Here is a 24,954-nt window from a genome sequence, read left to right on the forward strand (position 1 = left end):
AGTTGTCTTATCCTATTTAAGCTATTTCGCACTGTCACTCAATTCTTGAGCCAATTCTTGGCTACGCTTCTGTGCAGCAGCCAATGCAGATTGAATATTTTGGGAGATTTGTGCACGGTCAAAAACTTCAAGTGCAGCTTGTGTTGTACCATTTGGCGATGTCACATTCTTACGAAGTTCAGATGGAGTATTTGAACTGGTAATTGCCATTTGAGCTGCACCTAACGCCGTTTGAAGAGTCAAAGCGGTTGCAACTTTTTCATCTAGTCCTAAATTTTTACCCGCACGGATCATACTTTCCATGAGATAGAAAAAATATGCAGGACCTGAGCCAGAAACTGCTGTTACCGCATCAATTTGAGCTTCGGAGTTTACCCAAATTGTTAAGCCTGTGGCTGCTAAAATCTGACTTGTTAATTCACGATCCGAAGTACCCACTACATCATTTGCATAGATACCATGCGCGCCTGTTTGAACCAGAGCTGGTGTATTTGGCATAACTCGCACAATTCGATCGCTATCAATTAAATTTGATATTGTTTGAATTTCAGCACCAGCAATAATTGAAATGACTAACTTATCTGATAACAGACCTTTTAAGGGACGTAAAACAGTCGCCAGAACTTGGGGTTTTACCGCCAGTACGACAACATCAGCATTTTGAATTGCAGCCACGTTATCTTGTGTTACGTGGACTTCTTTCTCTTGTAATAATTGACGGATCTGTTCAACAGGATCTGAAACTGTAATACGTGTCGGTGGTAAACCTCTTGAAACCAGCCCGCCAATTAAAGCTTGGGCCATATTACCGCCACCAATAAAACAGATATTACAATTTACTGCACTTGCCATAACCATATTCGCCATTTACCAGATTACAAGAATGAGAAATTAAATCTGGTTGCCATCCTCCTTGCTCACAATACGGAGACTGAGCCAACCAAAATCCTTTCGGTGTAAAAACCCCAAGCATAACATTATCTATGACTAATATTTGAATTGTATGACGAAGCCAAGGCAAAATATGTGCTTCTTGAATTGCTTTTTTTAATGGCCATTGGCCAATACGACCATATAAATGGACTTTTTCCCCACCTTGACGTCGAATTATTGTCAATTTTTCATTTAATAAAGATGAAGCCAAACCGATTTTTTTTTGTTTAATCTGAAAATTTCCTGAAGCGTAATGCACTATTTCTCCCATTTGGAAATGATGCTCCGATTCAGCTTCAACTGGACTTAATGTTTCAGCAAGAAAAGCCTGCTTACTCAATCTATAAAGATGATTTTGATAACGGACATAATAAAACTGATTCCAGTGTAATGCTGCCTGTGCGTCAGACTTTGAATCAATCACTTCATTTTTTAAGCGCTCGACCATTTCAAATGCAGGTCGATATTGCCCATCACCTTTCATCCAAACCGAAAGCAACTGGCGCTGACGGGCAGCTGATAAATCTAACAATTTAGTTAAGTCCAAACACTCAGCGGTACCACAATGCTTTAAATCGAGTATCAAAACTTCTTCTAAAATTTCAGAAGCATCTTGCATCAAATAACTGGTTCGACTAAGGGCTTGCTGCATTTTAGGAAAGCGGTTTTGTAAAAAAGGCCAAAGTTCCTCACGTGACCACGCCCTATCATAATGAATATCGTAATTTGTAGGGTCATTTACATACTCAATTTCAAGTTGAGTAGTCCAATCGGCAATTTGCTCACGAGTTAAATCTAAAAAAGGACGCCAAATTGTCATGTCTGCACGGTAATCAATGGATTGCATTGCAGCTAATCCATCAACACCTGCACCCGATAACAACCTCAACATTACTGTTTCAGCCTGATCTTGCTGATGATGAGCAAGCACTAAAATTTCGTTGGCTTGTAAATGCTGTCGATAAGCTTGATAACGTGCCTGACGTGCTTGAGCTTCCAAATTACCGTCGGTAACTTGAACTTTTTGAACAATATAAGGAATATCTAAGCGAGTAGCTTGTTTAGCAACGAGTTTCCCCCATTCTGCACTTTGTGATTGCAGTTGATGATCAATATAAATCGCTCGAATCTTTTGAGGGAAAATTTGAGACATCAAATGTAGTAGCAGCATTGAATCCATGCCGCCACTACATCCAATAAGAAAAGAACTATTTTCTGAAAACAGTTGAGCCTGCTTTAAGGCATTATGCCTAAATTTGCGCTGCCAAACTTCATTAAACGTTGATAACGTGCTTCGCATCGTTCATTTGCATCCAGTGGTAGCAATTCATCCAAAGCTTGCTTCAAAACTACTTTTAGGTTTTGCATGACTTGCTCAGGGTCTAAATGTGCCCCTTCGCCTTCATCTACTACATATTCAACAATACCTAGAGATTGTAATTTGTCTGCTGTCAAACCTAAAGCTTCACTCGCTTGAGCCGCTTTTTCAGCAGTTTTCCATAAAATAGATGCGCAGCCTTCTGGTGAAATCACAGAATAGATACTGTGCGACAACATAATTACTCTGTCAGCCACACCAATACCTAAAGCACCACCAGAACCACCTTCACCCAATACTGTTGCAACAACAGGAACTTTCAAACGTGAAAGTTGAGCAAGGCTAGTTGCAATTGCTTCGGCTTGTCCACGCTCTTCAGCACCAACACCTGGGTAAGCACCCATAGTATCAATAAACGTGAAAACCGGAAGATTAAAACGCTCAGCCATATCTAATAGGCGTTGAGATTTACGGTAACCCTCAGGGTTAGCCATACCGAAGTTATGCTTTAATTTTTCACGGGTACTACGACCACGGTGTTGTCCAATGACCATCACAGGTTGACCGTCAAAACGAGCAAGACCACCTACCATCGCACCATCGTCACCAAACAAACGATCACCATGCAAGGCGTCAAACTCTGTAAAGATTTCACCGACATAATCTAGAAACTGCGGACGTTCAGGATGACGTGCAATTTGAACCGTTGTCCAAGCTTTGGACTGAGTAGATTTTTTCATAGGTCGAATATTATCCCTTTAATCGATAAATTTTTCCGACTGAATATTCAATTCAATGTCCCAATGCTTAAACTGCTCTTGCTCATCATGCAAGTCGGCAACTAACAATGGCCATTGTTTGGCATCACCAGAAACACTAAGCTGCCATTGTTGATCATTTATGATGGTCAGTTCAATGGCAGGAAGCATCTGATCACTTCGACTATGGTTGAGTAAAACTGCTAGGCGAAGCAATAAACTTAAGTAAAGTAATTTATGACCACCAGCCTTCAAAATTTCGTTTTTTACATCATTTCGTAATTTACGACGATGATGAGCAACTAAATGTGAAAGATGATTTTGATCAATTTGCGAGAAACCCGGAATATCAGAATGCTGTAATAAATAAGCACCATGGCGATGATAACCACCATGACTAATTGCTAAACCAATTTCATGTAAATAAGCTGACCGACGCAGTAAGTCACTGTCTTCACTCGTTAAATTAAGAGATTTAGCAACACCATCAAATAATTGTTGTGCTGTCTTGACAACACGTTCTGCTTGTTTAGGGTCAGCATTATAACGGCCCATTAGAGCTTGTACACTGCGGTCGCGGATATCTTCATGTTTAAATCGACCTAATAGGTCATACATAACACCTTCGCGTAATGCACCATCAGAATATGCCAAACGATCAATTTCTAGAACTTCAAAAACTGCGTACAAAATTGCCAATCCGGCTGGCAAAACTGCTCGTCGATCCTCTCTTAATCCTTCAAAATCAATTTCAGAAACATTTTTAAACTTAAGTAATTTATCTTTGAGTTTGTATAACCCTTCTCGAGTGACATTTTCTTGTTCATCACTTAAGCCCATATTAACCATAATTTGGCGACAGGCTTTAATCGTTCCACTCGAACCAACGACAGTATCCCACCCTTCCATTTTATAAGTCGTTGCTATAGCAGAAAGTTCTTTACGGGCAGCAACTACGGCCTTATCAAATGATTTCTGAGTAATTTCCCCATCTGCAAAGTAGGCTGTTGTATAGGCCACACAACCCATTTGTAATGACTCGGTGTAAATCGGTTCAAACTCTTCACCAATAATGAATTCAGTAGAACCCCCACCAATATCAACAACTAAGCGACGTCCGCCATTGGCCATGGTATGCGATACGCCCAAATAGATCAGACGAGCTTCTTCTCGCCCTGCAATAATTTCAATAGGTTTAGGTAAAATTTCTGCAGCTTTTTGGATAAATTCATGACCATTTTTTGCCTGGCGCAAGGCATTAGTAGCCACAATTCTTAAACGATTAGGTTGAACAGAACTCAATCTTCCAACAAAACGCGCTAGACATGCCAAACCACGTTGCTGAGCTGCTTCTGTTAAATTTTTATTCTCATCTAAACCAGCTGCAAGCTGTACTTTTTCTGACATCGAAGCAACTTTTTTAACTTCACCGTGATCTACCCGTGCAATTGCAAGGTGAAAGCTGTTCGACCCCATATCTATGGCGGCAAGTAATTCTTCATCAATCAGAAAGTCAGACATTATTGAACTAAACCCATAACAATTCACGCCTAGAGTAATTCACAAGAATGCAATTGAAAAGCCATTTTCATCAACAATTAACTGTCATTTATATTTTTCTATTTATGAGTTGATTGTACAAGTCGATGATGAATATCGTGAGCATCCATTAGACAAATTTAGTTAAGCCTTGAATAATAGCATCAAACCCTTACATTGAACTAAGTAGCTATGTAATACTGATAGAGATAATTTTCTCCTGTAGTAATAGCACTTTTTTCTAAAAATTGGAGCCGTACCATGTCTGCGACTATTGTAAATACAACTGATGATAACTTCCAAGCAGATGTTCTAGACGCTGAAACACCTGTACTTGTTGACTTCTGGGCAGGTTGGTGTGCACCTTGTAAAGCAATTGCACCTGTTCTTGAAGACTTATCAAGTGAATATGCTGGTAAAGTAAAAATTGTTAAAGTTGATGTGACTTCTTGCGAAGATATTGCGGTGAAATACAATATCCGTAATATTCCTGCTTTATTACTTTTCAAAAATGGTGAAGTCGTAGCTCAACAAATTGGCGCTGTACCTCGCTCTAAACTTATTAGCTTTATTGATGAAAATGTTTAAGTCAAAATGCTAAGAATGAAAATACGCTATACTTTTTTATAGCGTATTTTTTTTCGGCTATAAATTGACAAATTAACTAAGCTGGCTTATATTACATGCTCAAGAGGCACTGAAGGGAATCATCTTCGTCCGGCTTCTTACAAGACACAAACATAAAGATCGCCACTCGGCAACAGAAATTGTTTTTTCACATTTTTCTTCGAAACAATCAATCAGACTTCTGAATTGTTATTGTGTAAATACAATTGCGATAATCTTTTTTGTATGCGAGCGATTTTTCTTCTTTTTAAACCACACTCTACTCTTTCCTAATTCTGACCCTTATGAATTTAACTGAACTCAAGAAAAAACCAATTGGTGAATTAATTAAAATTGCTGAATTTATGGGCCTGGAAGGTATGGCTCGTAACCGAAAGCAAGATATTATCTTTGCCATTTTGAAACGCCATGCAATGAATGGCGAAGAAATTTTTGGTGATGGCGTTCTTGAAATTCTCTCTGATGGTTTTGGTTTTTTGCGCTCTGCCGCAGGTTCGTATTTAGCAGGTCCGGATGATATTTATGTGAGTCCCTCACAAATCCGACGCTTTAACTTGCGTACAGGCGATACCATCACAGGTACTATTCGCCCTCCAAAAGAAGGTGAGCGTTATTTTGCGTTGCTCAAAGTTAACCAGATTAACTATGACACGCCAGAAAATTCTCGAAATAAAATTCTATTTGAAAACTTAACCCCCCTTTTCCCAACCGAACAATTGGTTATGGAACTAGGTAATGGTACGACAGAAGACTTAACTTCTCGTGTGGTTGACTTAGTTGCGCCAATTGGTAAAGGTCAACGTTCTATTATTGTTGCACCGCCAAAAGCGGGTAAAACAATGTTACTTCAAAATATTGCTCAATCTATTGTTAGAAACAATCCTGAAGTATTCCTGATTGTTCTATTAATTGACGAGCGTCCAGAAGAAGTAACCGAAATGGAACGTACTGTTCGCGGTGAAGTCATTGCTTCAACCTTCGATGAAGCTCCTGCTCGCCACGTACAAGTTGCAGAAATGGTGATTGAAAAAGCAAAACGTCTTGTTGAACATAAAAAAGACGTTGTGATTTTGCTTGACTCTATTACCCGTTTAGCGCGTGCATATAACACTGTCATTCCTTCATCAGGTAAAGTATTAACTGGTGGTGTAGATGCTCACGCATTAGAGCGCCCTAAACGCTTCTTCGGTGCTGCACGTAATATTGAAGAAGGTGGATCTCTTACGATCATCTCAACTGCTTTGATTGAAACAGGCAGTAAAATGGATGACGTAATTTATGAAGAATTCAAAGGTACAGGTAACCAAGAGATTACTCTTGATCGCCGTATTGCTGAAAAACGCGTCTTCCCTGCTATGAATATTAAGAAATCTGGTACCCGTCGTGAAGAACGCTTAATGGATGACGATAACTTACGTAAAGTATGGATCCTCCGTAAGCTTCTTCATCCTATGGATGAGTTGGCGGCAATGGAATTCTTACTTGATCGCATGAAAGAAACTAAAACAAATGATGATTTCTTCGATCAAATGAAACGTAAAGCTTCAACTTAATCAATTAATCTTCAATAAAAAGCCACTCTTTTGAGTGGCTTTTTATTTGGTTGACAAGCTTTACACAAAAATACATTTTGCAGTTTTTTATGTAAAATTATTTATAAGATTTTGATAATAAATATTTTTGAATTAAAAAAATTAAGTTTTTTAGTGGCTTACCTCTACCTTTTCCAATGTACTCGGGCTGATTGATTGTTTTTTTCTGTTAAAAAACAGACTATTTTTCTCTTTTTCATACGTTTTTTTGACAGACGGCAGTAGTATTTCAGCATTTGCAGTGATAGCATAGCGGCAGACCAGTTAGACTGCTCCATGCGTTGTTACCTAGCTACGTTTTAGGAATAATAAAAGCAAAACAGTCCAACTTAGGTTTTTTTAATCTCAAATCTTTTTTGTGAGAGTGATGCCATGTTATTCAAAAAATTTGCTGTTGCTGCTGCTGTTGCTGCTACTTTAGCTTTCGTTGGTTGTTCTAAGAAAGAAGAAGCTCCTGCTGCTGCTTCTGAAGCTGTAGCTGCTGCTTCTGAAGCTACTGCTGCTGCTTCTGAAGCTGCTGTAGCTGTTGACGCTGCTGCTTCTGACGTTGCTGCTGCTTCTGACGTTGCTGCTGCTGCTTCTGACGTTGCTGCTTCTGCTGCACACTAATCTATAAGATTAGATAAAAAGAGGACATTTTGTCCTCTTTTTTTATGCCTAAATTTTAAGTTCTAACAATCCCTTCGCTTACAATACCAACCTAAAGCGGGACATCCTTAAAGTTAAATAAGATTATATAAAGCCATTTAAAATATAAATAAAAAAAAGCAGATCAATCGATCTGCTCATTTCCAACGCGTTGTCTAAATTTCTGACCCGCTCTGAAGGTAACTACACGGCGAGCAGAAATTGGAATTTCTTCGCCTGTCTTCGGATTACGTCCTGGACGTTCGCGTTTATCTCTTAATTCAAAATTACCGAAACCAGAGAGCTTAACCTGCTCCCCTGCAATAAGTGCTTGGCTAATTTCGTCGAAGAACAACTCGACCATTTGTTTTGCTTCACGGCGATTTAAGCTGGTTAACTCACTTAAATGATCAGCCATGTCTGCTTTAGTTAATGCTGTCATGAGGCCCTCAATGTCGCTTGATAAGTGTTTTCTAACACTTGGATAATATTGTCCATACCAGATTTAATTTCAGCATCTTCAAGCGTACGTGAAGGATGTTGCCACAATAGTGCGAACGCTAATGAGCGCTTACCATCTTCGACACCCTGCCCCGTATACACATCGAATAACCATGTAGAGTCTAAAAGCTCTCCACCAGTTTGTTCGATTAACTGCTGAATATCTCTAACATTTATATTATCAGAGATTAAAAGCGCAATATCACGTCTAACCGAAGGAAAACGTGATAATTCTGTAAAATTAGATACATAAGATTGCAAAACAGCTGTTTGATCGAGTTCAGCAACCCAAGTAGTGCTTAAATCAAGCTCATTTTCTAGAGATGGATGCAAACGGCCCAAATAACCAATTGACTTACCATCTACTAAAATGTCAGCCGATTGCCCTGGGTGCAACCACGCACGTTCTGAACGAACGTATTCAACACTTACACGCCCAGCAGCTAAAATTTCTTCTACTTCACCTTTGAAATCAAAGAAATCCATTGGTTGAGGCTTAGCATGCCATGATTCTGGTGCTTGCGAGCCGACTGCAACAAGAGCCAAGGTAGGAGTCTGTTGCAAGTCTTCAATACTCTTAGCATTTTGATAATCAAAACGCAGTCCGAATTCGAAGAAGCGAACACGGCTTTGCTGACGGTTGAGATTATATTGTACGCAAGGAATTAAACTAGAAAGTAAAGTACTACGCATTGCGGCCAAATCACTTGAAATTGGATTTGCGAGCATCAACGGTTTAACTTCCGGATTTAATTGCTTTTCAAGTTTGGCATCAGCAAAGCTAAAGCTAATTGCTTCTTGATAACCTAATGTCACGATCGTTTGACGCAGCTCAGCGAGCTCAAAGCGATCTTGGTATTTAGCAAATTTAACATCCATGCTTGGTAAGCTAATCTGGATATTGTCATAGCCATCAATACGTGCAACTTCTTCAATTAAGTCTTGATAAATTGCCATATCATAGCGATGTGATGGTGGAACTACACTCCATTCACCTTCAGCTTTAACTGTTACCTTACACCCTAGTCGGGTTAAAGCATCTGCAATGAACTCACCCGCCACTTGATATCCCAATAATTGATCTACCTGAGCTTGTTTCAGTTCAATGGCTTCACGTTTTGGGAGTAAGTCAGTTTTTTCAGCTACAGTAATTGGGCCAAATTCACCGCCCGCTAACTCTTGAATAAGCTGCGAAGCACGGTTCATCGCTATTAACGGCAATTCAAAATCTACACCACGTTCATAACGCTGTGAAGAGTCTGTATGTAAACCAAAACGACGAGCACGACCAGCAATCGCGAGTGGCGCGAAGAATGCACTTTCTAGGAAGATATCGGTAGTGTCATCGGTTACACTTGATGCTAAACCGCCCATAATTCCAGCAACTGCTAAAGCTTTTTGGTCATCAGCAATCACCATAATATCTTCTTGCAACTCAACTTCTTGATCATTCAGAAGTTGTAACTTTTCTTGTTGTGTTGCTTGACGAACATGTACAGTCCCTTCGATTTTAGACAAATCGAATGCATGCATTGGTTGACCCAATTCCATTAAGACATAGTTGGTCACATCAACCAAAATACTATGAGTACGGATTCCTGAACGTGATAAAGCCTGTTGCATCCACTCAGGAGTAGCAGCTTTTACATTAACGTTTTTAACTACACGCCCTAAATAACGCGGAGCGCCTTCAGTACTGATAACTACTTTTTTCTCATCAGAAATGGTGGCGGCAATCGTATTAATTACGGGTTCATTCATTTGTAGCTTATTAATAACTGAGATTTCACGGGCAATACCACGAATACTAAAACAGTCACCACGGTTTGGCGTAATACTGATATCAATGACATTGTCATCAAGTTTGAGGTATTCACGGATATTTACTCCTACTGGAGCATCCGCTGGCAGCTCGAGCAAACCATCGATTTTATCTTCAAGATCAATCTCAGAAGCACCACAAAGCATCCCTTGTGACTCAACTCCACGAAGCTTACCTTTTTTGATTTTAAAATCGCCAGGTAATACAGCCCCAATGGTTGCAACTGGAGCTTTCATTCCAACGCGAACATTAGGTGCACCACATACAATTTGCAGGGGCTCACCTGAACCAATATTAATAGTTGTTACACGCAGGCGGTCTGCATCGGGATGCTGCTCAACAGTTAATACTTCACCGATTACAACGCCTGTAAATGGTTTAGCCACAGGTGCTAATTCATCAACTTCAAGACCAAGCATCGTCAACTGATCAGACAATGTATCGCTATCAATTGCTGGGTTAACCCATGTGCGTAGCCAATTTTCGCTAATCTTCATCTTTATAAACCTTTTTTAATCCTGAAAAACTGTTAGGCAAATTGGCGTAAGAAACGCACATCATTTTGATAGAACATACGCAAGTCATTAATGCCATAACGCAACATTGCAAAACGCTCTACCCCTAAACCAAAAGCAAAGCCTTTGTATTTATCAGGATCAATACCAGCAGCACGTAATACATTTGGATGTACCATGCCACAGCCTAAAACTTCTAACCAACGGCCACGTTCATCCATAATATCTACTTCCGCACTTGGTTCAGTAAACGGGAAATATGATGGACGGAAACGTACCTTTAAATCTTTTTCAAAAAATTCATTAAGCAGATTAATCAATAAACCTTTTAACTCAGCAAAGCTGGTGTTCTCTGCAACGTATAGACCTTCGATCTGATGGAACATAGGTGAATGCGTTTGGTCTGAGTCACAACGATAAACACGCCCAGGACATACAATACGAATTGGTGGCTCACTTGTTTCCATTGTACGAATCTGTACACCAGAAGTATGCGTACGCAGTAAATGAGTGGCATCAAAATAGAAAGTATCGTGCATAGCACGCGCTGGATGGTGACCAGGAATATTTAATGCTTCAAAATTGTGATAGTCATCTTCAACTTCTGGACCAGTCGCGACTGTAAAACCAGCTTTAGTGAAGAACTGACAAATTCTTTCTTGTACTTGGGTAACAGGATGGACTGTACCAACACGCTGACCGCGGCCCGGCAAAGTAATATCAATCGTTTCACTTGCTAGCTTTTGCTCAAGTGCTGCCTGCTGTAATGCTGCTTGACGTTCTGTTAAAGCAGTATTAATTGTTTCTCGAACAGCATGAATCGCAGCACCTTGTACTTTGCGTTCTTCAGGGTCCATTTTCCCTAATGCTTTCGATTGTTCTGCAAGCTGGCTTTTTTTCCCTGTAAATTGCACACGTACCTGATCAAGTGCAACAAGGTCTTGAGCTGCTGCAATGGCAGCAAGCGCTTCTGTGGTCAGGGCTTCCAGTGACATATTAACTCTCAAAGCAACAAATTAAAAAAATATAATAAAACACTGCATTCTAACAGTTTTTCATCGAATTGATGAAGTTTATCCATCATGAAAAATGTATTAGGCAACAAAAAGATAAAACGTATAAGATAATAGCATCGTCAATGAGATCAACTATTATGGCGCTCAATCAGATTTGGAAACAACAACTTACGCTTGTGACGTATGGTAATGAATACCTCCGCCAAAATTTAAGCTTTACCCAATGGCGACAACATCATATTTTTGACCACCATAGTTTTCAGTTTCGTGACTTAACTTCTCAGCATTTACTTGCTCAACACTTTCAAGTTTGGTTAGAAGCTTTAAAAAAACAAGGTACCACTCAGCTTAGCTTACATTTATCAAGCCTTCTAAATGAAGAGCAAAATCCAAACAGCAATGTTGAGCTTTTACCTTATACTCATTTTATTGTGAGCCATGAAAATAATAAGAAATTTGCATGGATTTTCGGCCATGAACTTGCTGAATGGTATAACAATGATAATGAGTTTGAAGCCCCTCCTTCACAAACCTGCGAACTTCGTTTAGAAACTTTCTGGCGTTTTGAACTAACTGAAAAATTATCAAAAAAAATTGAAGCAGATTTAAAAAATCCGCCATGGCAAGAAATAGCGGACTTTATGGATAGTGAATTATTTCGTAGTAAATATGCAGCAGGTTTTGAGGAACCAGAATTTCAAAAAGCTCATTTTGATGGTACAAACATTACAAGCCAAGAACCAAGACTTGCTTTAATTCCAGAGAATTATCCTGCAGATTATGCTCACCAGCTTTTATCTCGTACTCAAGCATTAACCAACTATTTAGAACAAAAGAAGCGACTTGCAAATGATCCGTTAGGAGAAGAGCTAGACCAAGAACAACTCATTAATTTAAGAAATTTCATGCAAAAAACTGATGATTTGTTTGCCAAGCTTATTGTTAAGACTGCTAATCACTACCAAACAGCTCAAATAATTCCAGTCATTAAGGCTTCTCCATTCGAGCAATCAAATGAAAATCCACAACATTTGAAATCTCACCACCATAAAGGCACTGGTTCAGGCGTTATTAAGCTGATTGTTTTAACGATTATTATTTGTGCTTTGGCTTATTATTTTGGCCTTTAATCAAGATTACAGTTCCCATTGATAAAGTAATTCTGTTATTTCGAAACCGAACTCAGGCAGCTCGGTTTCGCCAATTATTTTGGCTCCCATTTTTTCATAGAAGAAACGGCTTGGATTTTTATTAAAAACATCTAAACGAATAAAAGCGTAACCTTGATTTAATGCACATTGATAGAACTTTTGAAATAACTCACGGCCTATACCTTGCCTTTGAATTTCTTTCAAAAGATAAAAGGCAAGAATTTCAGCAGTATTATTCTCAGGGCTCAGATAACCATCGAGAAAGCCTTTTACCATTCCATTTTCAGTATAGATAAATAACTTATGATCAGGGCTTTGGGTTATTTCTTTCCACAGTAGCTCCTTATCTAGTACTTTAAGCTCATCCAATATTTCTTGCTTAAGCATACCGGTGTAAGTTTCTTTCCAGCACTGTACATGCACTTCTGCAATAGATAATGCATCCTTAAAAGTGGCTATACGAATTTCTCTTTCATTTAATGATTTCAATTCGTTCCCCGCACATCATTACTTTTTAAAGTTAAGTATCATTTTTTAATACAAATTTATTGAGCTAAAAGCTGCTCCCGAACATGCATTAAAGCAAAGCCCAATAAATTTAAACCTTGCCATTGAGATGGGTCTTGAATATGTAAATGATCTTGCGCCATACCAATTCCCCAAATTTTATCTACTGGAGATGCTTCAACCAAAATACGATCTTTCGTAGCTAATAAGAATTCTTTCAGTTCAGGATGCTGAGAGAATTTAGCAAAGTTCGCCTGCACCACGATATCAAAACGTTTTTCTTGCCATATCTTTTCATCATAATTGCGCACTTTACGACCTAGTTGTTTTGCTTCATTCGGATGTTTAACTTGCAAGATCTGTGCAAAGATTTCTTCATCATTAAATAATTTTGCTTTTTGCGCCATCATATAGTGCTCAGCAGTAAAGTATTCAATACCTTCATCTTTAAATTGCACTGGATGCCACTGACTAAAACAACTCTTATCAACAAGATCAACTTGCTTAGGAGTATGTCCCCAAAAATATAAATATTTAAACTGATCACCTTTTTGCACTTTTTGAATTAAGTCATCTAAAAATTTTTCATCTTTCATAATTTATCTCTGGTTATTATCTTTTTTAAAACAGAACCACTAAAAATAAAAAAGACCGCTAAAAAGCGGCCTTTTTTGAATCTCTAAGCTTATGCAGCTAATGCGCCTTTAGCTTTTTCAGCTAAAGCAGCAAATGCTACTGCATCATGCATAGCGATGTCAGCTAATACGCGACGGTCGATGATTACTTGAGCTTTTTTCAAGCCATCGATCATACGGCTGTAAGACAAACCGTTTTGACGAGCACCAGCATTGATACGCGCAATCCATAGAGCACGGAATTGACGTTTCTTTTGACGGCGGTCACGATAAGCGTATTGACCAGCTTTGATTACCGCTTGGAACGCTACGCGGTAAACGCGTGAACGAGCACCATAGTAACCTTTAGCGCGAGCAAGAATTTTTTTGTGACGACGATGAGCCACTACACCACGTTTTACACGAGCCATTTATAATCTCCTTAGATGTATGGGCACATACGACGAACTGAGTTCACGTCAGAAACATGAACCATTACACAGCCGCGTAATTGACGGATACGTTTAGCAGATTTTTTGGTCAAAATGTGGCGCTTAAATGCTTGTTTGCGCTTAAAGCCGTGTGCAGTCGCTTTAAAGCGTTTAGCAGCACCACGGCGAGTTTTCATCTTAGGCATAACAACCTCTTTTGAACACCTGTTCGGAACGTTTGCACCATTGCAAAAACGACCTGCAGGTAAGGGAGCCGATATTCTAAAGCATCCCAACTTAAAACAAAAGTAAAATGCTCATTTTTTGATATTAAATTGTCTATTTTATATAAACGTTATTTTCTATAATCAATTATCAAATTACGAGAAAATCCATAAAATCATCCCCTATAATAAGTACAATCGCTTAAATTCAAAAGAATATGAATATACAAAATGATGCTTTCGCTGCATTACGGTATCGAGATTTCTCTATCGTTACGATCAATCAATTTTGCTTAACGCTCGCAATTTTGATTCAAGAAATTATTGTTGCCTACTCTTTATATCAAATCACCAAAGATCCACTGACCTTAGGTTTAATCGGACTTGCAGAAGCAATTCCATTTATTGCCCTTTCTCTTTGGGGAGGTTATTTCGCAGATAGGTTTAATAAACAGCTTATTATGAAAATCTGTTTATTTTTCTCGGTTCCTCTGCCCTTGGTTTTATGGTTACTTTTCCATTTACATGGTTTAGGCCACATCAGTGTTAACTTCCTTTCTTGGGGCATTTATACAGTCATTTTTGGCTTAGGAACAATCCGCGGTTTCTACAATCCTTCTGCAACATCATTAAAACCATTTTTAATTCCACGCGAACTCTATGCAAATGGTGCGACATGGACAACGATAGGCTGGCAAAGTGGCGTAATTATCGGCCCAATGCTTGGTGGTTTTATGCTTGCTTATTTAGGACGGGAAACTAGCCTATTTAGTGTGGCTGCTTTACTCAGCATTTGCTTTATTTTAATTAACTTATTGCACAAACGTAGTTTCCCTAAAATTGAAACTGACAATATTTTAGAAAGTCTAGGAGATGGTTTCCGTTTTATTTGGAAAACCAAAATTGTTCTTTGGGCCATTTCTCTTGATCTAGCTTCTGTTTTATTTGGGGGTGTCATCGCGTTATTACCCATTTTTGCAGAAGATATATTAAAAGTCGGTCCTGAAGGGCTTGGATATTTACGTGCGGCTCCATCTATTGGCGCACTTATCACTATGATTGCTTTGACTCGCTTTCCGCCAACTCAACATGCATGGCGTAACATGTTACTTGCTGTAGCAGGTTTTGGAATATTCACTATTCTATTCGCCTTCTCAAACAATATGTGGTTATCTCTCTTCGCTCTTGCTATGACAGGTGCATGTGACAGTATTTCTGTTGTTGTAAGACAAACTATTTTGCAAATTTTCCCACCAGAAAATATGCGGGGACGCGTAGCCGCTGTAAATGGCATGTTTGTGTCTTCGAGTAATGAACTCGGTGCCTTTGAATCTGGTTTAGCGGCTAAATATTTAGGCACAATTACCGCTACAATTTTTGGTGGTTGTATGACGCTTGTTGTCGTCACCTTCTGTTGGCTCAAAACTAATGATCTATTTAAAGTGGACATTACCAAAAGCTCAGAAGATTAATTTAAATAGGTATAAATTAGAGCATCTTCGGATGCTTTTTATTTTAAATAAAACCCATTACTACCCAGTAAATAAACAAATAACGCCCGGCTTTAGCAATAATGACTATACCAAGGAAGCGCCAAAAATTTTCTTTGAATAGCCCAGCAACCAAAGTAATAGGATCGCCAATAATAGGCGCCCAACTCAAAAGTAAGGAGTAAAACCCATATTTATGGTAAAAGCTCTGCGCTTGTTGTAAACGCTTTTCAGAAACTGGAAACCATTTACGATGTTTAAATTGTTCTATCTTTAGGCCTAGCCACCAATTAACGCAAGAACCTAATACATTCCCAAAAGTAGCAATACCAATTAAAAGCAAAGCTGAATATTGCCCCTTTAATAACAAGGTCGCCAATACCGCTTCAGACTGTAGAGGTAATAATGTCGCCGCGCCAAAAGCACTCATAAAAAGTAAAAAGTAGCTCAGCATAATCAATCACACCAAACGACTTTTTGCTTTAAGTATTCACTAAATCCAAGCAAGAAATTAGGCCACTTTAATTGATAGTGCTTTCTGAACTGCGGGGCGTGCTGTTAAACGTACAATATATTCTTGTACGTATGGATAGTCTTCAATCTGAATACCTTGCCATTCATAACGTAAAATCCAAGGCAAAATTGCCATGTCAGCAATAGAGTATTCACCAGCGACAAACTTCTGACCAATGAGTTGTTTGTTAAGTACACTATATAAACGTTTAGTTTCATTAATATAGCGGTCTATCGCATAGGGGATTTTTTCTGGGGCGAAACGATTGAAATGATGATTTTGCCCAAGCATAGGCCCTAAACCACCCATTTGCCACATGAGCCATTGCTCAACCTCAACTCGCTCTTGCTCATCTGTTGGATAAAACAATCCAGTTTTTCTACCTAAATATTGCAAGATAGCGCCTGACTCAAATATAGAAATTGGCTCACCACGGGGTCCATCTTGATCAACAATCGCAGGAATTTTATTATTCGGAGAAATTCTCAAGAAGTCTGGTTGAAATTGATCATTTTCTAAAATATTGATTGGGTAAAGAGTGTAATCCAATCCCATTTCTTCTAAGGCAATTGTGATTTTATGTCCATTGGGAGTTCCCCAATAATATAGATCAATCATTCTATTTTCCTATTCATCATTATCATGACTGCGTCTTGGTTTATATCATGTTTTAAGAAAGACTATGAGATTTCCAACACCAAAAAACACATAAAATTCGAGAATTGAATTTCATAGAAAAATATATTAATTGTCTTAAATGAAACTGAATAGAGAAAAATTAAATCATCTTTTTTATTTGGATTTAGTTATAAAAAAGCACTGCTTTTGCAGTGCTTTTTTTGAGTATTACTTTTTCTTTTTCGGTCCAAGTAACATACCCATTTGACGGCCTTCCATTTTTGGTGCTTGTTCCACAACCCCAAACTCAGCTACATCTACTTCAATTTTTTGCAATTGAGCTAAGCCAAGCTGTTGGTGAGCCATTTCACGACCACGGAAACGTAAAGTAATCTTTACTTTGTTTCCTTCTTCAAGGAATTTCAAAATAGCACGAAGCTTAACTTGATAATCACCAACATCAGTTGCAGGGCGCAGTTTGATTTCCTTCACTTGCACTTGATGCTGTTTTTTCTTCGCATCTTTTTGCTTCTGCTTCAGGTCAAACAAGTGCTTGTTGTAATCCATAATTTTACAAACAGGCGGCTCGGCGTTTGCAACGATCTCAACAAGATCAAGTTCAACCTCTTCAGCAGCACGCAGTGCTTCACTTAATGAAACAATTCCTTTTTGCTCACCTTCAGCACCGACGAGGCGTACTTCTTTTGCACGGATCTCATCATTAATTGCTGGACGGTTGCTTTTTGCACCTTGTTGTTGGTTACGGTCAGGCTGTTTAATCTTTCTTACTCCACAATATACCGGCCACGTTCGGCGACGGCAGACTTCACTAAGTCAATGAATGCATCTACTGACATAGTACCTAAATTTTTTCCTGAGCGGGTACGTACATTCACTGTACCTTCTTCAACTTCTCGATCACCAAGAACTAACAAGTAAGGAATACGCTCTAGAGTACGCTCACGAATCTTAAATCCGATTTTTTCATTTCTCAAGTCGGAAATGGCACGAAGACCATTTTCTTTGAGTTTTGCTACGACTTTCTCACAAGCTTCAGCTTGAGAGTCCGTGATATTCATGACACATGCTTGTAACGGTGACAACCAAGGTGGCATGAAACCAGCGTAGTGTTCAATTAGTATACCAATAAAACGCTCAAAACTGCCAAGAATTGCACGATGCAACATAACAGGCTGATCACGATCATTGTCTTCAGTCACATAAGACGCATCTAAACGCTCTGGTAAGTTGAAGTCACACTGAATAGTACCACATTGCCATACACGTCCGAGACAGTCTTTCAATGAGAATTCAATTTTTGGACCGTAGAACGCACCTTCACCAGGTTGTAATTCCCATTCTAACCCTGCTGCATCTAAAGCATCTGCTAAAGATTTCTCAGCCATATCCCAAAGTGCATCATCACCCACACGTTTTTCTGGACGTGTAGAAAGTTTCATTTGCACTTCTTCAAAGCCAAAATCTTTATAAACATCAAGCGTCAGTTTAATAAAATCTGCAACTTCTTGACCGATTTGTTCTTTAGTACAGAAGATATGTGCGTCATCTTGTGTGAATCCACGTACACGCATAATGCCGTGTAAAGAACCAGATGGTTCATTACGATGACAAGAACCGAACTCTGCTAAACGAATTGGCAAATCACGGTAAGACTTCAAACCTTGGTTGAAAACTTGCACGTGACATGGGCAGTTCATTGGTTTTACAGCATAGTTACGACTTTCTGAATGAGTCGTAAACATGTTGTCTGCATAGTTCGCTGCATGGCCTGATTTTTCCCAAAGCGTAAAGTCTACGATTTGTGGTGTTTTAATCTCAAGGTAACCATTGTCTTGCTGAACTTTACGCATGTATTGTTCAAGAACTTGGTAAATCGTCCAACCGTTTGGATGCCAGAACACCATACCTGGTGCTTCTTCTTGCATATGGAACAAGTCTAGAGCTTTACCAATTTTACGGTGGTCGCGCTTTTCAGCTTCTTCAATACGTTTGATGTATGCAGCAAGCTGTTTCTTATCAGCCCATGCAGTACCATAAATACGTTGAAGCTGTTCGTTCTTCGCATCACCACGCCAGTAAGCGCCAGAGATTTTTGTCAGCTTAAACGATTTTAAAAATTTAGTGTTCGGTACGTGTGGACCACGACACATATCTAAATAATCTTGATGGTAGTACAAGCCCATTTGTGTTTCTTCAGGCATGTCTGCAATCAAGCGTAATTTGTATTCTTCACCACGTGCAGTAAATTCAGCAATGACTTCATCACGTGGTGTCATCTTTTTAACAACATCGTAATCTTGATCGATGAGCTTTTTCATGCGCTCTTCGACAGCTGCCATATCGTCTAATGTAAAAGGACGAGGCATCCAGATGTCGTAGTAAAAACCTTCTTCAATGACTGGACCAATCACCATCTTGGCTTCAGGGAATAGCTGTTTAACAGCATGTCCGACAAGGTGTGCACAAGAATGGCGAATAATTTCAAGACCTTCTTCATCTTTTGGAGTGATAATTTGTAAGGTCGAATCTTCGGTAATTAAGTCACATGCATCAACTAAGCGATCATTCACACGTCCAGCAACAGTATTCTTTGCTAGACCAGGCCCGATACTTTGGGCAACTTCCATAACAGATACAGCGTGATCAAAATTCTTTTGATCGCCATTTGGCAATGTGATAATTGGCATAAAAAAATCCTTAAGGAGTGATGCCCTATACGAAGGAGCATTTCACCGCGAGATTATGATCGAGGCGAACCTCAAAATATAAAAACGGTGTAAATCAAAGTTTAAAAACCTGAAAGATTTTACACTTGTTCAAGCAAAGTGAAAACCTTTGAGCCCATAAAATCATAAATACATTTTGCTTATCAGGTAAACAGCATTAAATGACTTAAAAAACATATTGAGATGATTTTTTAAACATGTTCAACACAAGTGGTTTAAGATGAAGAAAATAGCATTTCTGCTCATTTTCTGACTGGAGGGTATTTCCCTTTAAGACTAAAGCATAGATGCTTTGATGAGTATTAAGTCATATTTTCAAAGAATGAATTAAAAATAGAACACGGAGTTGTTTCACATGGTTAGTGCTTATGATGAATTGCCACGCACACCCGCAAACTTTGTTGCGTTATCGCCTCTACGCTACCTAGAGCGTGCAGCTTATATTTATCCAAATCAAGCCTCGATTATTCATGGTAAACGCCAAATTTCATGGAAAGAAACTTACCAACGTTGTTGCCAGTTTGCTTCTCAGCTCAAACAACTGGGAATGGGTAAAAATGATACGGTATCAGTTTTATTGCCTAATGTGCCAGCCATGATCGAAGCACATTTTGCAGTACCGATGACCGGAGCTGTGCTCAATACGCTCAATACACGCTTAGATGCAAAAACAATAGCTTTCATGTTAGAACATGCTGAAAGCAAAGTGCTTTTGGTTGACCCTGAATTTGTTAATCTGGCAAGAGAAGCCCTCTCTCTTATTCCCGACCAACACATTATTGTGATTGATGTAGCTGATGTTGAATATGAGGGCGAGAATCAGTTTATTGGCTCTTTTGAATATGAAGAATGGATAGCTCAAGGCGACATTAATTTTGTATGGCATTTACCAGATGATGAGTGGGATGCAATTAGCTTAAGCTACACTTCAGGCACAACAGGTAATCCTAAAGGCGTCGTTTACCATCATCGGGGAGCTTATTTAAACGCTGCAAGCAACATATTGGCCTGCGGAATGAAACCTCGCGCTGTGTATTTATGGACATTACCGCTTTTCCATTGTAATGGCTGGTGTTTTGCATGGAGTATTGCAGCTAGTGGTGGAACCAATATTTGTTTGCGCAAGGTCGACCCAGAATTAGTCATGCAACTCATTGCAGAACATAAAGTTGATTATTTCTGTGGTGCACCTATTGTTCTTTCAATGATTATTAACTTACCTAAAGAAAAACAAACTGACTTTGATCACCATGTGGAAGTAATGGTTGCCGGAGCCGCTCCTCCAGTTGCTATTATTGAAGGTATGCGCAATATGGGAATTAATGTAAATCATGTTTATGGTTTAACTGAAACTTACGGGCCTTCTGCCTTGTGCGCTTCGCAATCAGGATGGAATGAGCTTTCAATTGCCGAACAAGCCCAACTTCATTCGCGTCAAGGCGTGCCCTATCCATTACAAGATAGTATGCGTGTATTAGACCCAGAAACCATGCAACCCGTACCAAACGATGGACAAACCATGGGAGAAATCATGTTCCGTGGCAATATTGTCATGAAAGGTTATTTAAAGAATCCCAAAGCGACTCAAGAAGCTTTTGCTGGTGGATGGTTCCATACGGGAGACTTAGCAGTTTGCCATCCCGATGGTTATGCAAAAATTACTGATCGCTCGAAAGACATTATTATTTCAGGTGGAGAAAATATTTCCTCTCTAGAAATAGAGGATGTGTTGTACAGACATCCAGCTGTTTTAACTGCTGCGGTGGTTGCTAAACCCGATGCTCGTTGGCAAGAAGTACCCTGCGCATTTATTGAATTAAAAATGGGTGCTACAGCAACACCTGAAGAAATTATTGCACATTGCCAAAAAGAATTAGCACGTTTTAAAGTTCCTAAAGATGTGATTATTACTGAAATTCCAAAAACATCGACCGGCAAATTACAGAAATTCATTTTGCGTGAATGGGCAAAAGAACGTGCTGAAAATATATAAATAAAAAAAGCGACGCCTTGAGCGTCGCTTTTTTTATTTAAGTGCATTTAGCCTTGATCAGACAATAATGCAATTTGCTGCACATAGTTAACAAATTTAACTTTTGATGCCTCAATATCTGCTTCACTCGCCTGTTGAGTTTTATCACGGTTGATTCTCAACACATGCTGACGCAAGGTGTGACGTTCCGATGCATTATAAATTTTACTAAATTCAGTAATTGCAGGATCACCCTGTTCAATCATGCGGTCAACCCAACGCATTAATTGAGCCTGTCTTTTTGCGCCTTGCTGCGGGGTTAAATAAGACAAAATAACGGTCTCATCTTCATTGCGCAATAACTTACCAATACGTTGAAATTGGCGACGACGTGCTTCAAAAGAACTAATGTTCTGCACTTCCATTAAAGCATCAATTAAACGCTCATCAACTGGAAGTTTCTGAATTTGTTTAATAGAAAGTTGTGCGAGTTGCTCACCTAAAGCAGCCATGCGTTGCACTGCTTTTTTCTGTTCGGTTTTGCTTGCACGTCCTTCTAAAGAACCGAAATCTTCTTCAGTATAACGTTGGGAACCACGTGCCACGATTAATCTGCCTCATAAAATTTTGCTGCGAATAACGCCAGTACTTCATTTAATGCCTGTTCTTCGTCGGTACCATCAATGACCAATCGCAAAGTGGTCCCTTTACCTGCACCTAACATCAGCAAAGACATAATATTTTTTGCATCTACCAAATGGTCGCCTTTCCCAATCTGGATCGACGAACGAAACTTTGTAGTGACCTCTATCAGTTTTCCTGATGCACGAGCATGTAAACCGAGTTTATTAATTACATCAACAGTTGTGTCTATCATGACCAGTGCTTCATTTCTCTGTGTAAGACCTGAACAGACCATTCTGCCTCAAGTGCTTGTTTTAGTCTATCTACGATATAAACCGAACGATGTTGACCTCCAGTGCAACCAATAGAAATCGTCATATAGTGACGATGTCCTTCAGCAAATGCTGGAAGCCATTTTTTTAAGAAGTGAAGAATATCATCAAACATTTCGTTTGCTTGTGGACTTGCTTCTAAAAATTGTCTTACTGGCTCATCCAAACCAGAAAAACGTCTTAATTCTAAATCCCAATGCGGATTTGGTAAATGCCGTACATCAAAAACATAATCGGCATCTAAAGGAATGCCATGTTTATATCCAAAGGACTGCAATATGACAATAAGCTTATCTGACTGCCCCAATTTAGACAGTAAAATATGCTTTAAATCATGAACGCTTTTATCTGTTGTATCAATATGAACCGTAGCGCGGAACTGAATTGGAAGCAGCAACTGCTTTTCTTCATGAATACATTGCAACAGACTTTTAAAACGGTTGGCTAATGGATGTGGGCGACGCGATGCACTAAAACGTGCAATCAGATCCTGATCTTGCGTAGTAAGGTAAATAACATCAACCGTCCCATGTTTTTGTAATTGCTCAAAAACATGATCGAACTCTTGCATATCTGCCCGAGTACTTCTTACATCCACACCTAAAGCTAATTGCTCTAGGTTATTTTCATGATCTAGCTTTGCCACAATTTCAGGCAGCAATGCCAAAGGCAAATTATCAATACAGTAATAGCCCAAATCTTCTAATACTTGAAGGGCTGAAGATTTTCCTGAACCAGACTGTCCTGTCACGATAAGTATACGCTTCATGGCATGGCTGTCCTTTGATCTATTTATTGGGGTGTAAAGGCAACTTCTAAATTGTCAATCAAACGGGTTGCACCCAGTTTTGCCGCGACAAATAACACAATATCACGATCAAATTGAGTAGCAGGTAACAGATTTGTCTGACGAGCTTCGACATAATCAACAACAAAACCATTATCTGTCAACTGAGTTTTGATATCTTCTACAACTTGTTGCAAATCTTTGCCTTGATGTAACTGTTGCTCAGCCTGCTTCAAACTTTGATAAATAACCGGAGCCACCTGACGGTGCTCATCGCTTAAATAACCATTTCTTGAGCTAAGTGCCAAGCCATCTGCTGCACGAACAATTGGCACACCAATCACTTCTAAAGGAATATTTAAATCTTGTACAAACTGGCGAATAACTGCTAACTGCTGGTAATCTTTTTGTCCAAAGAAAGCGTAGTTAGGTTGCACAATATTAAAGAGCTTAGTTACCACCAAAGCCACACCATCAAAGTGTCCTGGACGTGAACTACCACATAAAGCATCTGTAATCTGGTTTACACTGATGTTCGTTAAACGCGGTTGTGTACCGTACATTTGCTCAACTGATGGCGCAAAAATAATATCACAGCCTACATCAGCCAATAGACGACTATCTTGCTCTAAAGTACGAGGATAGTTATCAAAATCTTCACCCGGCCCAAATTGAGTCGGATTTACGAAAATGCTTACAACCACAACATCACATAACTTTTTCGCTTCACGAACAAGTGTGAGATGTCCTTCATGTAGATTTCCCATTGTTGGGACAAAACCAATAATTTTACGTGCAGCTCTAGCAGGATTTAAAGAAGCTGCAAGACCTTGTATGGTGGTTTCTGTTTTCATGAATTACAGCTCAACGTGAAAAGTATGTTCTTTGGCAGGGAATGACTGATCCTGCACAGCAGCATGAAAAGCTTTAAAAGCATCTAAAATGGCAGTTTCACCTGATTGCTCTTTCATAAAGTTACGCACAAAACGCGCAACTCGACCAAAAGTTAAACCCAACATATCTTGTACAACTAATACTTGACCATCGGTTGCACTACCTGCACCAATACCAATTACAGGTGTATTTGGGAATAATTCAGCAATTTCTTGACCCAACTGAGCAGGAACACATTCAAGTAATAATACCGCTGCGCCCGCCTCAACCACTGCTGTACAATCAGCAATAAGCTGATCTGCTGCTTCACGTGTTCTCGCTTGTAATTTATAGCCACCGAATACATGTACAGATTGAGGCGTTAAGCCTAAATGTACACAAACAGGTACACCATTACGGGTTAAAACCTGCACGATTTCACTTAACCATGCGCCGCCTTCGATTTTCACCATTTGAGCGCCAGCTTGCATGACTGTTCTTGCATTTTGCAAAGCATCATTCAAGGTTGCATAACTCATAAATGGCAAGTCTGTCATAATCAAGGCATGTTGATTACCACGGCGCACCGCTGCCGTATGATAAGCCATATCTTCAACGGTTACTGGCAAAGTTGAATCTCGCCCTTGAATTGCCATTCCAAGAGAATCACCAATTAAGATTGTATCAATTTCAGCAAGTTCCATTGCTTTTGCCATGCTTGCATCGTAACAAGTTAGACAAGAGAACTTACGTCCTTCGGCTTTAAATTTTCTTAAGTCACTTAGACTAATCATGATGATATCCTCTACAGGAGTTTGCAGA

General features: G+C 39.3%; 27 protein-coding genes. 6 read left to right on the plus strand and 21 right to left on the minus strand.

Annotated features, from left to right (window positions below; translation table 11 throughout):
• Positions 1-21 precede the first annotated feature (21 nt).
• Genes proC through ppx form a run of 4 tightly spaced genes read right to left on the minus strand, consistent with a single transcriptional unit; the run spans position 22 to position 4,530 of the window.
• A complete protein-coding gene (gene proC / locus RMB03_RS00675) occupies positions 22-858 on the minus strand; it encodes a pyrroline-5-carboxylate reductase (RefSeq protein WP_080026326.1) in 837 nt (278 codons plus the stop codon).
• On the minus strand, positions 830-2,233 hold the full coding sequence (tilS, locus tag RMB03_RS00680) for a tRNA lysidine(34) synthetase TilS (RefSeq protein ID WP_311073154.1): 1,404 nt from the start codon (positions 2,231-2,233) through the stop codon (positions 830-832). The genes proC and tilS overlap by 29 nt, the downstream gene beginning before the upstream one ends.
• The gene (locus tag RMB03_RS00685; RefSeq protein WP_311073156.1) at positions 2,170-2,991 is read right to left on the minus strand and encodes an acetyl-CoA carboxylase carboxyltransferase subunit alpha; all 822 of its coding nucleotides are present in this window, start codon (positions 2,989-2,991) and stop codon (positions 2,170-2,172) included. Before RMB03_RS00685 ends, tilS begins: the two co-directional genes overlap by 64 nt.
• Positions 2,992-3,009: 18 nt before the next feature.
• Positions 3,010-4,530, minus strand: a complete 1,521-nt coding sequence (ppx, locus tag RMB03_RS00690) for an exopolyphosphatase (protein ID WP_017388337.1) — start codon at positions 4,528-4,530, stop codon at positions 3,010-3,012.
• Between the two features lie 279 nt (positions 4,531-4,809).
• On the opposite strand from ppx, the gene trxA reads away from it, so the two are divergent.
• The gene (gene trxA, locus RMB03_RS00695; protein ID WP_311073159.1) at positions 4,810-5,136 is read left to right on the plus strand and encodes a thioredoxin; all 327 of its coding nucleotides are present in this window, start codon (positions 4,810-4,812) and stop codon (positions 5,134-5,136) included.
• 323 nt (positions 5,137-5,459) lie between these two features.
• Positions 5,460-6,728 (plus strand): transcription termination factor Rho, encoded by a 1,269-nt coding sequence (gene rho, locus RMB03_RS00700; RefSeq protein ID WP_003655059.1) that lies wholly within the window; start codon positions 5,460-5,462, stop codon positions 6,726-6,728.
• Between the two features lie 164 nt (positions 6,729-6,892).
• On the opposite strand, the gene RMB03_RS00705 is transcribed toward rho, so the two are convergent.
• A complete protein-coding gene (locus tag RMB03_RS00705) occupies positions 6,893-7,045 on the minus strand; it encodes a hypothetical protein (RefSeq protein ID WP_311073162.1) in 153 nt (50 codons plus the stop codon).
• A 94-nt stretch (positions 7,046-7,139) separates the two neighbouring features.
• Between RMB03_RS00705 and RMB03_RS00710 the strand changes: the two genes are divergently transcribed.
• The gene (locus RMB03_RS00710; RefSeq protein WP_311073164.1) at positions 7,140-7,376 is read left to right on the plus strand and encodes a hypothetical protein; all 237 of its coding nucleotides are present in this window, start codon (positions 7,140-7,142) and stop codon (positions 7,374-7,376) included.
• A gap of 163 nt (positions 7,377-7,539) precedes the next feature.
• Here the strand turns inward: RMB03_RS00710 and RMB03_RS00715 are convergent, their stop codons facing one another.
• The 3 genes from RMB03_RS00715 to pheS are packed head-to-tail and all read right to left on the minus strand — an operon-like array spanning position 7,540 to position 11,227.
• Positions 7,540-7,836 carry an integration host factor subunit alpha gene (locus RMB03_RS00715; protein ID WP_000126166.1) on the minus strand — a complete coding sequence of 99 codons (297 nt, stop codon included), beginning with the start codon at positions 7,834-7,836 and terminating at the stop codon, positions 7,540-7,542.
• The gene (gene pheT, locus RMB03_RS00720) at positions 7,833-10,214 is read right to left on the minus strand and encodes a phenylalanine--tRNA ligase subunit beta (RefSeq protein WP_311073166.1); all 2,382 of its coding nucleotides are present in this window, start codon (positions 10,212-10,214) and stop codon (positions 7,833-7,835) included. Before pheT ends, RMB03_RS00715 begins: the two co-directional genes overlap by 4 nt.
• Before the next feature lie 32 nt (positions 10,215-10,246).
• A complete protein-coding gene (gene pheS / locus RMB03_RS00725; protein ID WP_003655056.1) occupies positions 10,247-11,227 on the minus strand; it encodes a phenylalanine--tRNA ligase subunit alpha in 981 nt (326 codons plus the stop codon).
• A gap of 158 nt (positions 11,228-11,385) precedes the next feature.
• On the opposite strand from pheS, the gene RMB03_RS00730 reads away from it, so the two are divergent.
• The gene (locus RMB03_RS00730) at positions 11,386-12,378 is read left to right on the plus strand and encodes a hypothetical protein (protein WP_311073592.1); all 993 of its coding nucleotides are present in this window, start codon (positions 11,386-11,388) and stop codon (positions 12,376-12,378) included.
• A 6-nt stretch (positions 12,379-12,384) separates the two neighbouring features.
• Here RMB03_RS00730 and RMB03_RS00735 read toward each other — a convergent pair whose 3' ends face one another.
• From RMB03_RS00735 to rpmI, 4 genes are all read right to left on the minus strand, one after another.
• Positions 12,385-12,888, minus strand: coding sequence for a GNAT family N-acetyltransferase (locus RMB03_RS00735; RefSeq protein ID WP_311073168.1), 504 nt, complete (start codon positions 12,886-12,888; stop codon positions 12,385-12,387).
• A 56-nt stretch (positions 12,889-12,944) separates the two neighbouring features.
• Positions 12,945-13,502, minus strand: a complete 558-nt coding sequence (locus RMB03_RS00740) for an NADAR family protein (protein ID WP_311073169.1) — start codon at positions 13,500-13,502, stop codon at positions 12,945-12,947.
• Between the two features lie 89 nt (positions 13,503-13,591).
• Positions 13,592-13,951: a 50S ribosomal protein L20 gene (gene rplT, locus RMB03_RS00745; RefSeq protein ID WP_000124858.1), complete on the minus strand. Its 360-nt coding sequence runs from the start codon at positions 13,949-13,951 to the stop codon at positions 13,592-13,594.
• An 11-nt stretch (positions 13,952-13,962) separates the two neighbouring features.
• Positions 13,963-14,157 carry a 50S ribosomal protein L35 gene (rpmI, locus tag RMB03_RS00750; RefSeq protein ID WP_003655048.1) on the minus strand — a complete coding sequence of 65 codons (195 nt, stop codon included), beginning with the start codon at positions 14,155-14,157 and terminating at the stop codon, positions 13,963-13,965.
• 236 nt (positions 14,158-14,393) lie between these two features.
• On the opposite strand from rpmI, the gene nreB reads away from it, so the two are divergent.
• The gene (nreB, locus tag RMB03_RS00755) at positions 14,394-15,647 is read left to right on the plus strand and encodes a nickel resistance MFS transporter NreB (RefSeq protein WP_311073171.1); all 1,254 of its coding nucleotides are present in this window, start codon (positions 14,394-14,396) and stop codon (positions 15,645-15,647) included.
• A gap of 43 nt (positions 15,648-15,690) precedes the next feature.
• Here the strand turns inward: nreB and RMB03_RS00760 are convergent, their stop codons facing one another.
• The 4 genes from RMB03_RS00760 to thrS all read right to left on the minus strand — a co-directional run bounded on the left by RMB03_RS00760 (position 15,691) and on the right by thrS (position 19,505).
• Entirely contained in the window at positions 15,691-16,119 is a 429-nt protein-coding gene (locus tag RMB03_RS00760) for a YqaA family protein (RefSeq protein ID WP_311073172.1), read from the minus strand.
• Positions 16,120-16,176: 57 nt separating this feature from the next.
• Positions 16,177-16,797 carry a glutathione S-transferase N-terminal domain-containing protein gene (locus RMB03_RS00765; RefSeq protein ID WP_017391235.1) on the minus strand — a complete coding sequence of 207 codons (621 nt, stop codon included), beginning with the start codon at positions 16,795-16,797 and terminating at the stop codon, positions 16,177-16,179.
• A 228-nt stretch (positions 16,798-17,025) separates the two neighbouring features.
• Positions 17,026-17,577: a translation initiation factor IF-3 gene (infC, locus tag RMB03_RS00770; RefSeq protein WP_080026316.1), complete on the minus strand. Its 552-nt coding sequence runs from the start codon at positions 17,575-17,577 to the stop codon at positions 17,026-17,028.
• Between the two features lie 5 nt (positions 17,578-17,582).
• Positions 17,583-19,505: a threonine--tRNA ligase gene (thrS, locus tag RMB03_RS00775; RefSeq protein ID WP_003655037.1), complete on the minus strand. Its 1,923-nt coding sequence runs from the start codon at positions 19,503-19,505 to the stop codon at positions 17,583-17,585.
• A 394-nt stretch (positions 19,506-19,899) separates the two neighbouring features.
• On the opposite strand from thrS, the gene RMB03_RS00780 reads away from it, so the two are divergent.
• Positions 19,900-21,537, plus strand: coding sequence for an acyl-CoA synthetase (locus RMB03_RS00780; RefSeq protein ID WP_311073177.1), 1,638 nt, complete (start codon positions 19,900-19,902; stop codon positions 21,535-21,537).
• Between the two features lie 47 nt (positions 21,538-21,584).
• Here the strand turns inward: RMB03_RS00780 and yjgA are convergent, their stop codons facing one another.
• From yjgA to panB, 5 genes are read right to left on the minus strand one after another with little or no spacing between them, the layout of a single operon-like run.
• Entirely contained in the window at positions 21,585-22,121 is a 537-nt protein-coding gene (gene yjgA / locus RMB03_RS00785; RefSeq protein ID WP_005036793.1) for a ribosome biogenesis factor YjgA, read from the minus strand.
• Between the two features lie 2 nt (positions 22,122-22,123).
• Positions 22,124-22,393 (minus strand): HPr family phosphocarrier protein, encoded by a 270-nt coding sequence (locus tag RMB03_RS00790; RefSeq protein WP_013198928.1) that lies wholly within the window; start codon positions 22,391-22,393, stop codon positions 22,124-22,126.
• Positions 22,390-23,241, minus strand: coding sequence for an RNase adapter RapZ (gene rapZ, locus RMB03_RS00795; RefSeq protein WP_005066272.1), 852 nt, complete (start codon positions 23,239-23,241; stop codon positions 22,390-22,392). Before rapZ ends, RMB03_RS00790 begins: the two co-directional genes overlap by 4 nt.
• A gap of 23 nt (positions 23,242-23,264) precedes the next feature.
• A complete protein-coding gene (gene panC / locus RMB03_RS00800; protein WP_005036795.1) occupies positions 23,265-24,113 on the minus strand; it encodes a pantoate--beta-alanine ligase in 849 nt (282 codons plus the stop codon).
• Positions 24,114-24,116: 3 nt separating this feature from the next.
• The gene (gene panB, locus RMB03_RS00805; protein WP_311073183.1) at positions 24,117-24,926 is read right to left on the minus strand and encodes a 3-methyl-2-oxobutanoate hydroxymethyltransferase; all 810 of its coding nucleotides are present in this window, start codon (positions 24,924-24,926) and stop codon (positions 24,117-24,119) included.
• Between the last annotated feature and the right edge of the window lie 28 nt (positions 24,927-24,954).

Source organism: Acinetobacter sp. V91_7, assembly GCF_031799075.1.
Taxonomy (GTDB): Bacteria; Pseudomonadota; Gammaproteobacteria; order Pseudomonadales; family Moraxellaceae; genus Acinetobacter; species Acinetobacter calcoaceticus.

Coding starts and splice junctions, on each gene's coding strand:
- proC (WP_080026326.1), bottom strand. CDS start 858: ATGGTTATGGCAAGTGCAGTAAATTGTAATATCTGTTTTATTGGTGGC.
- tilS (WP_311073154.1), bottom strand. CDS start 2,233: ATGCGAAGCACGTTATCAACGTTTAATGAAGTTTGGCAGCGCAAATTT.
- RMB03_RS00685 (WP_311073156.1), bottom strand. CDS start 2,991: ATGAAAAAATCTACTCAGTCCAAAGCTTGGACAACGGTTCAAATTGCA.
- ppx (WP_017388337.1), bottom strand. CDS start 4,530: ATGTCTGACTTTCTGATTGATGAAGAATTACTTGCCGCCATAGATATG.
- trxA (WP_311073159.1), top strand. CDS start 4,810: ATGTCTGCGACTATTGTAAATACAACTGATGATAACTTCCAAGCAGAT.
- rho (WP_003655059.1), top strand. CDS start 5,460: ATGAATTTAACTGAACTCAAGAAAAAACCAATTGGTGAATTAATTAAA.
- RMB03_RS00705 (WP_311073162.1), bottom strand. CDS start 7,045: ATGGAGCAGTCTAACTGGTCTGCCGCTATGCTATCACTGCAAATGCTG.
- RMB03_RS00710 (WP_311073164.1), top strand. CDS start 7,140: ATGTTATTCAAAAAATTTGCTGTTGCTGCTGCTGTTGCTGCTACTTTA.
- RMB03_RS00715 (WP_000126166.1), bottom strand. CDS start 7,836: ATGACAGCATTAACTAAAGCAGACATGGCTGATCATTTAAGTGAGTTA.
- pheT (WP_311073166.1), bottom strand. CDS start 10,214: ATGAAGATTAGCGAAAATTGGCTACGCACATGGGTTAACCCAGCAATT.
- pheS (WP_003655056.1), bottom strand. CDS start 11,227: ATGTCACTGGAAGCCCTGACCACAGAAGCGCTTGCTGCCATTGCAGCA.
- RMB03_RS00730 (WP_311073592.1), top strand. CDS start 11,386: ATGGCGCTCAATCAGATTTGGAAACAACAACTTACGCTTGTGACGTAT.
- RMB03_RS00740 (WP_311073169.1), bottom strand. CDS start 13,502: ATGAAAGATGAAAAATTTTTAGATGACTTAATTCAAAAAGTGCAAAAA.
- rplT (WP_000124858.1), bottom strand. CDS start 13,951: ATGGCTCGTGTAAAACGTGGTGTAGTGGCTCATCGTCGTCACAAAAAA.
- rpmI (WP_003655048.1), bottom strand. CDS start 14,157: ATGCCTAAGATGAAAACTCGCCGTGGTGCTGCTAAACGCTTTAAAGCG.
- nreB (WP_311073171.1), top strand. CDS start 14,394: ATGAATATACAAAATGATGCTTTCGCTGCATTACGGTATCGAGATTTC.
- RMB03_RS00760 (WP_311073172.1), bottom strand. CDS start 16,119: ATGCTGAGCTACTTTTTACTTTTTATGAGTGCTTTTGGCGCGGCGACA.
- RMB03_RS00765 (WP_017391235.1), bottom strand. CDS start 16,797: ATGATTGATCTATATTATTGGGGAACTCCCAATGGACATAAAATCACA.
- thrS (WP_003655037.1), bottom strand. CDS start 19,505: ATGCCAATTATCACATTGCCAAATGGCGATCAAAAGAATTTTGATCAC.
- RMB03_RS00780 (WP_311073177.1), top strand. CDS start 19,900: ATGGTTAGTGCTTATGATGAATTGCCACGCACACCCGCAAACTTTGTT.
- RMB03_RS00790 (WP_013198928.1), bottom strand. CDS start 22,393: ATGATAGACACAACTGTTGATGTAATTAATAAACTCGGTTTACATGCT.
- rapZ (WP_005066272.1), bottom strand. CDS start 23,241: ATGAAGCGTATACTTATCGTGACAGGACAGTCTGGTTCAGGAAAATCT.
- panC (WP_005036795.1), bottom strand. CDS start 24,113: ATGAAAACAGAAACCACCATACAAGGTCTTGCAGCTTCTTTAAATCCT.
- panB (WP_311073183.1), bottom strand. CDS start 24,926: ATGATTAGTCTAAGTGACTTAAGAAAATTTAAAGCCGAAGGACGTAAG.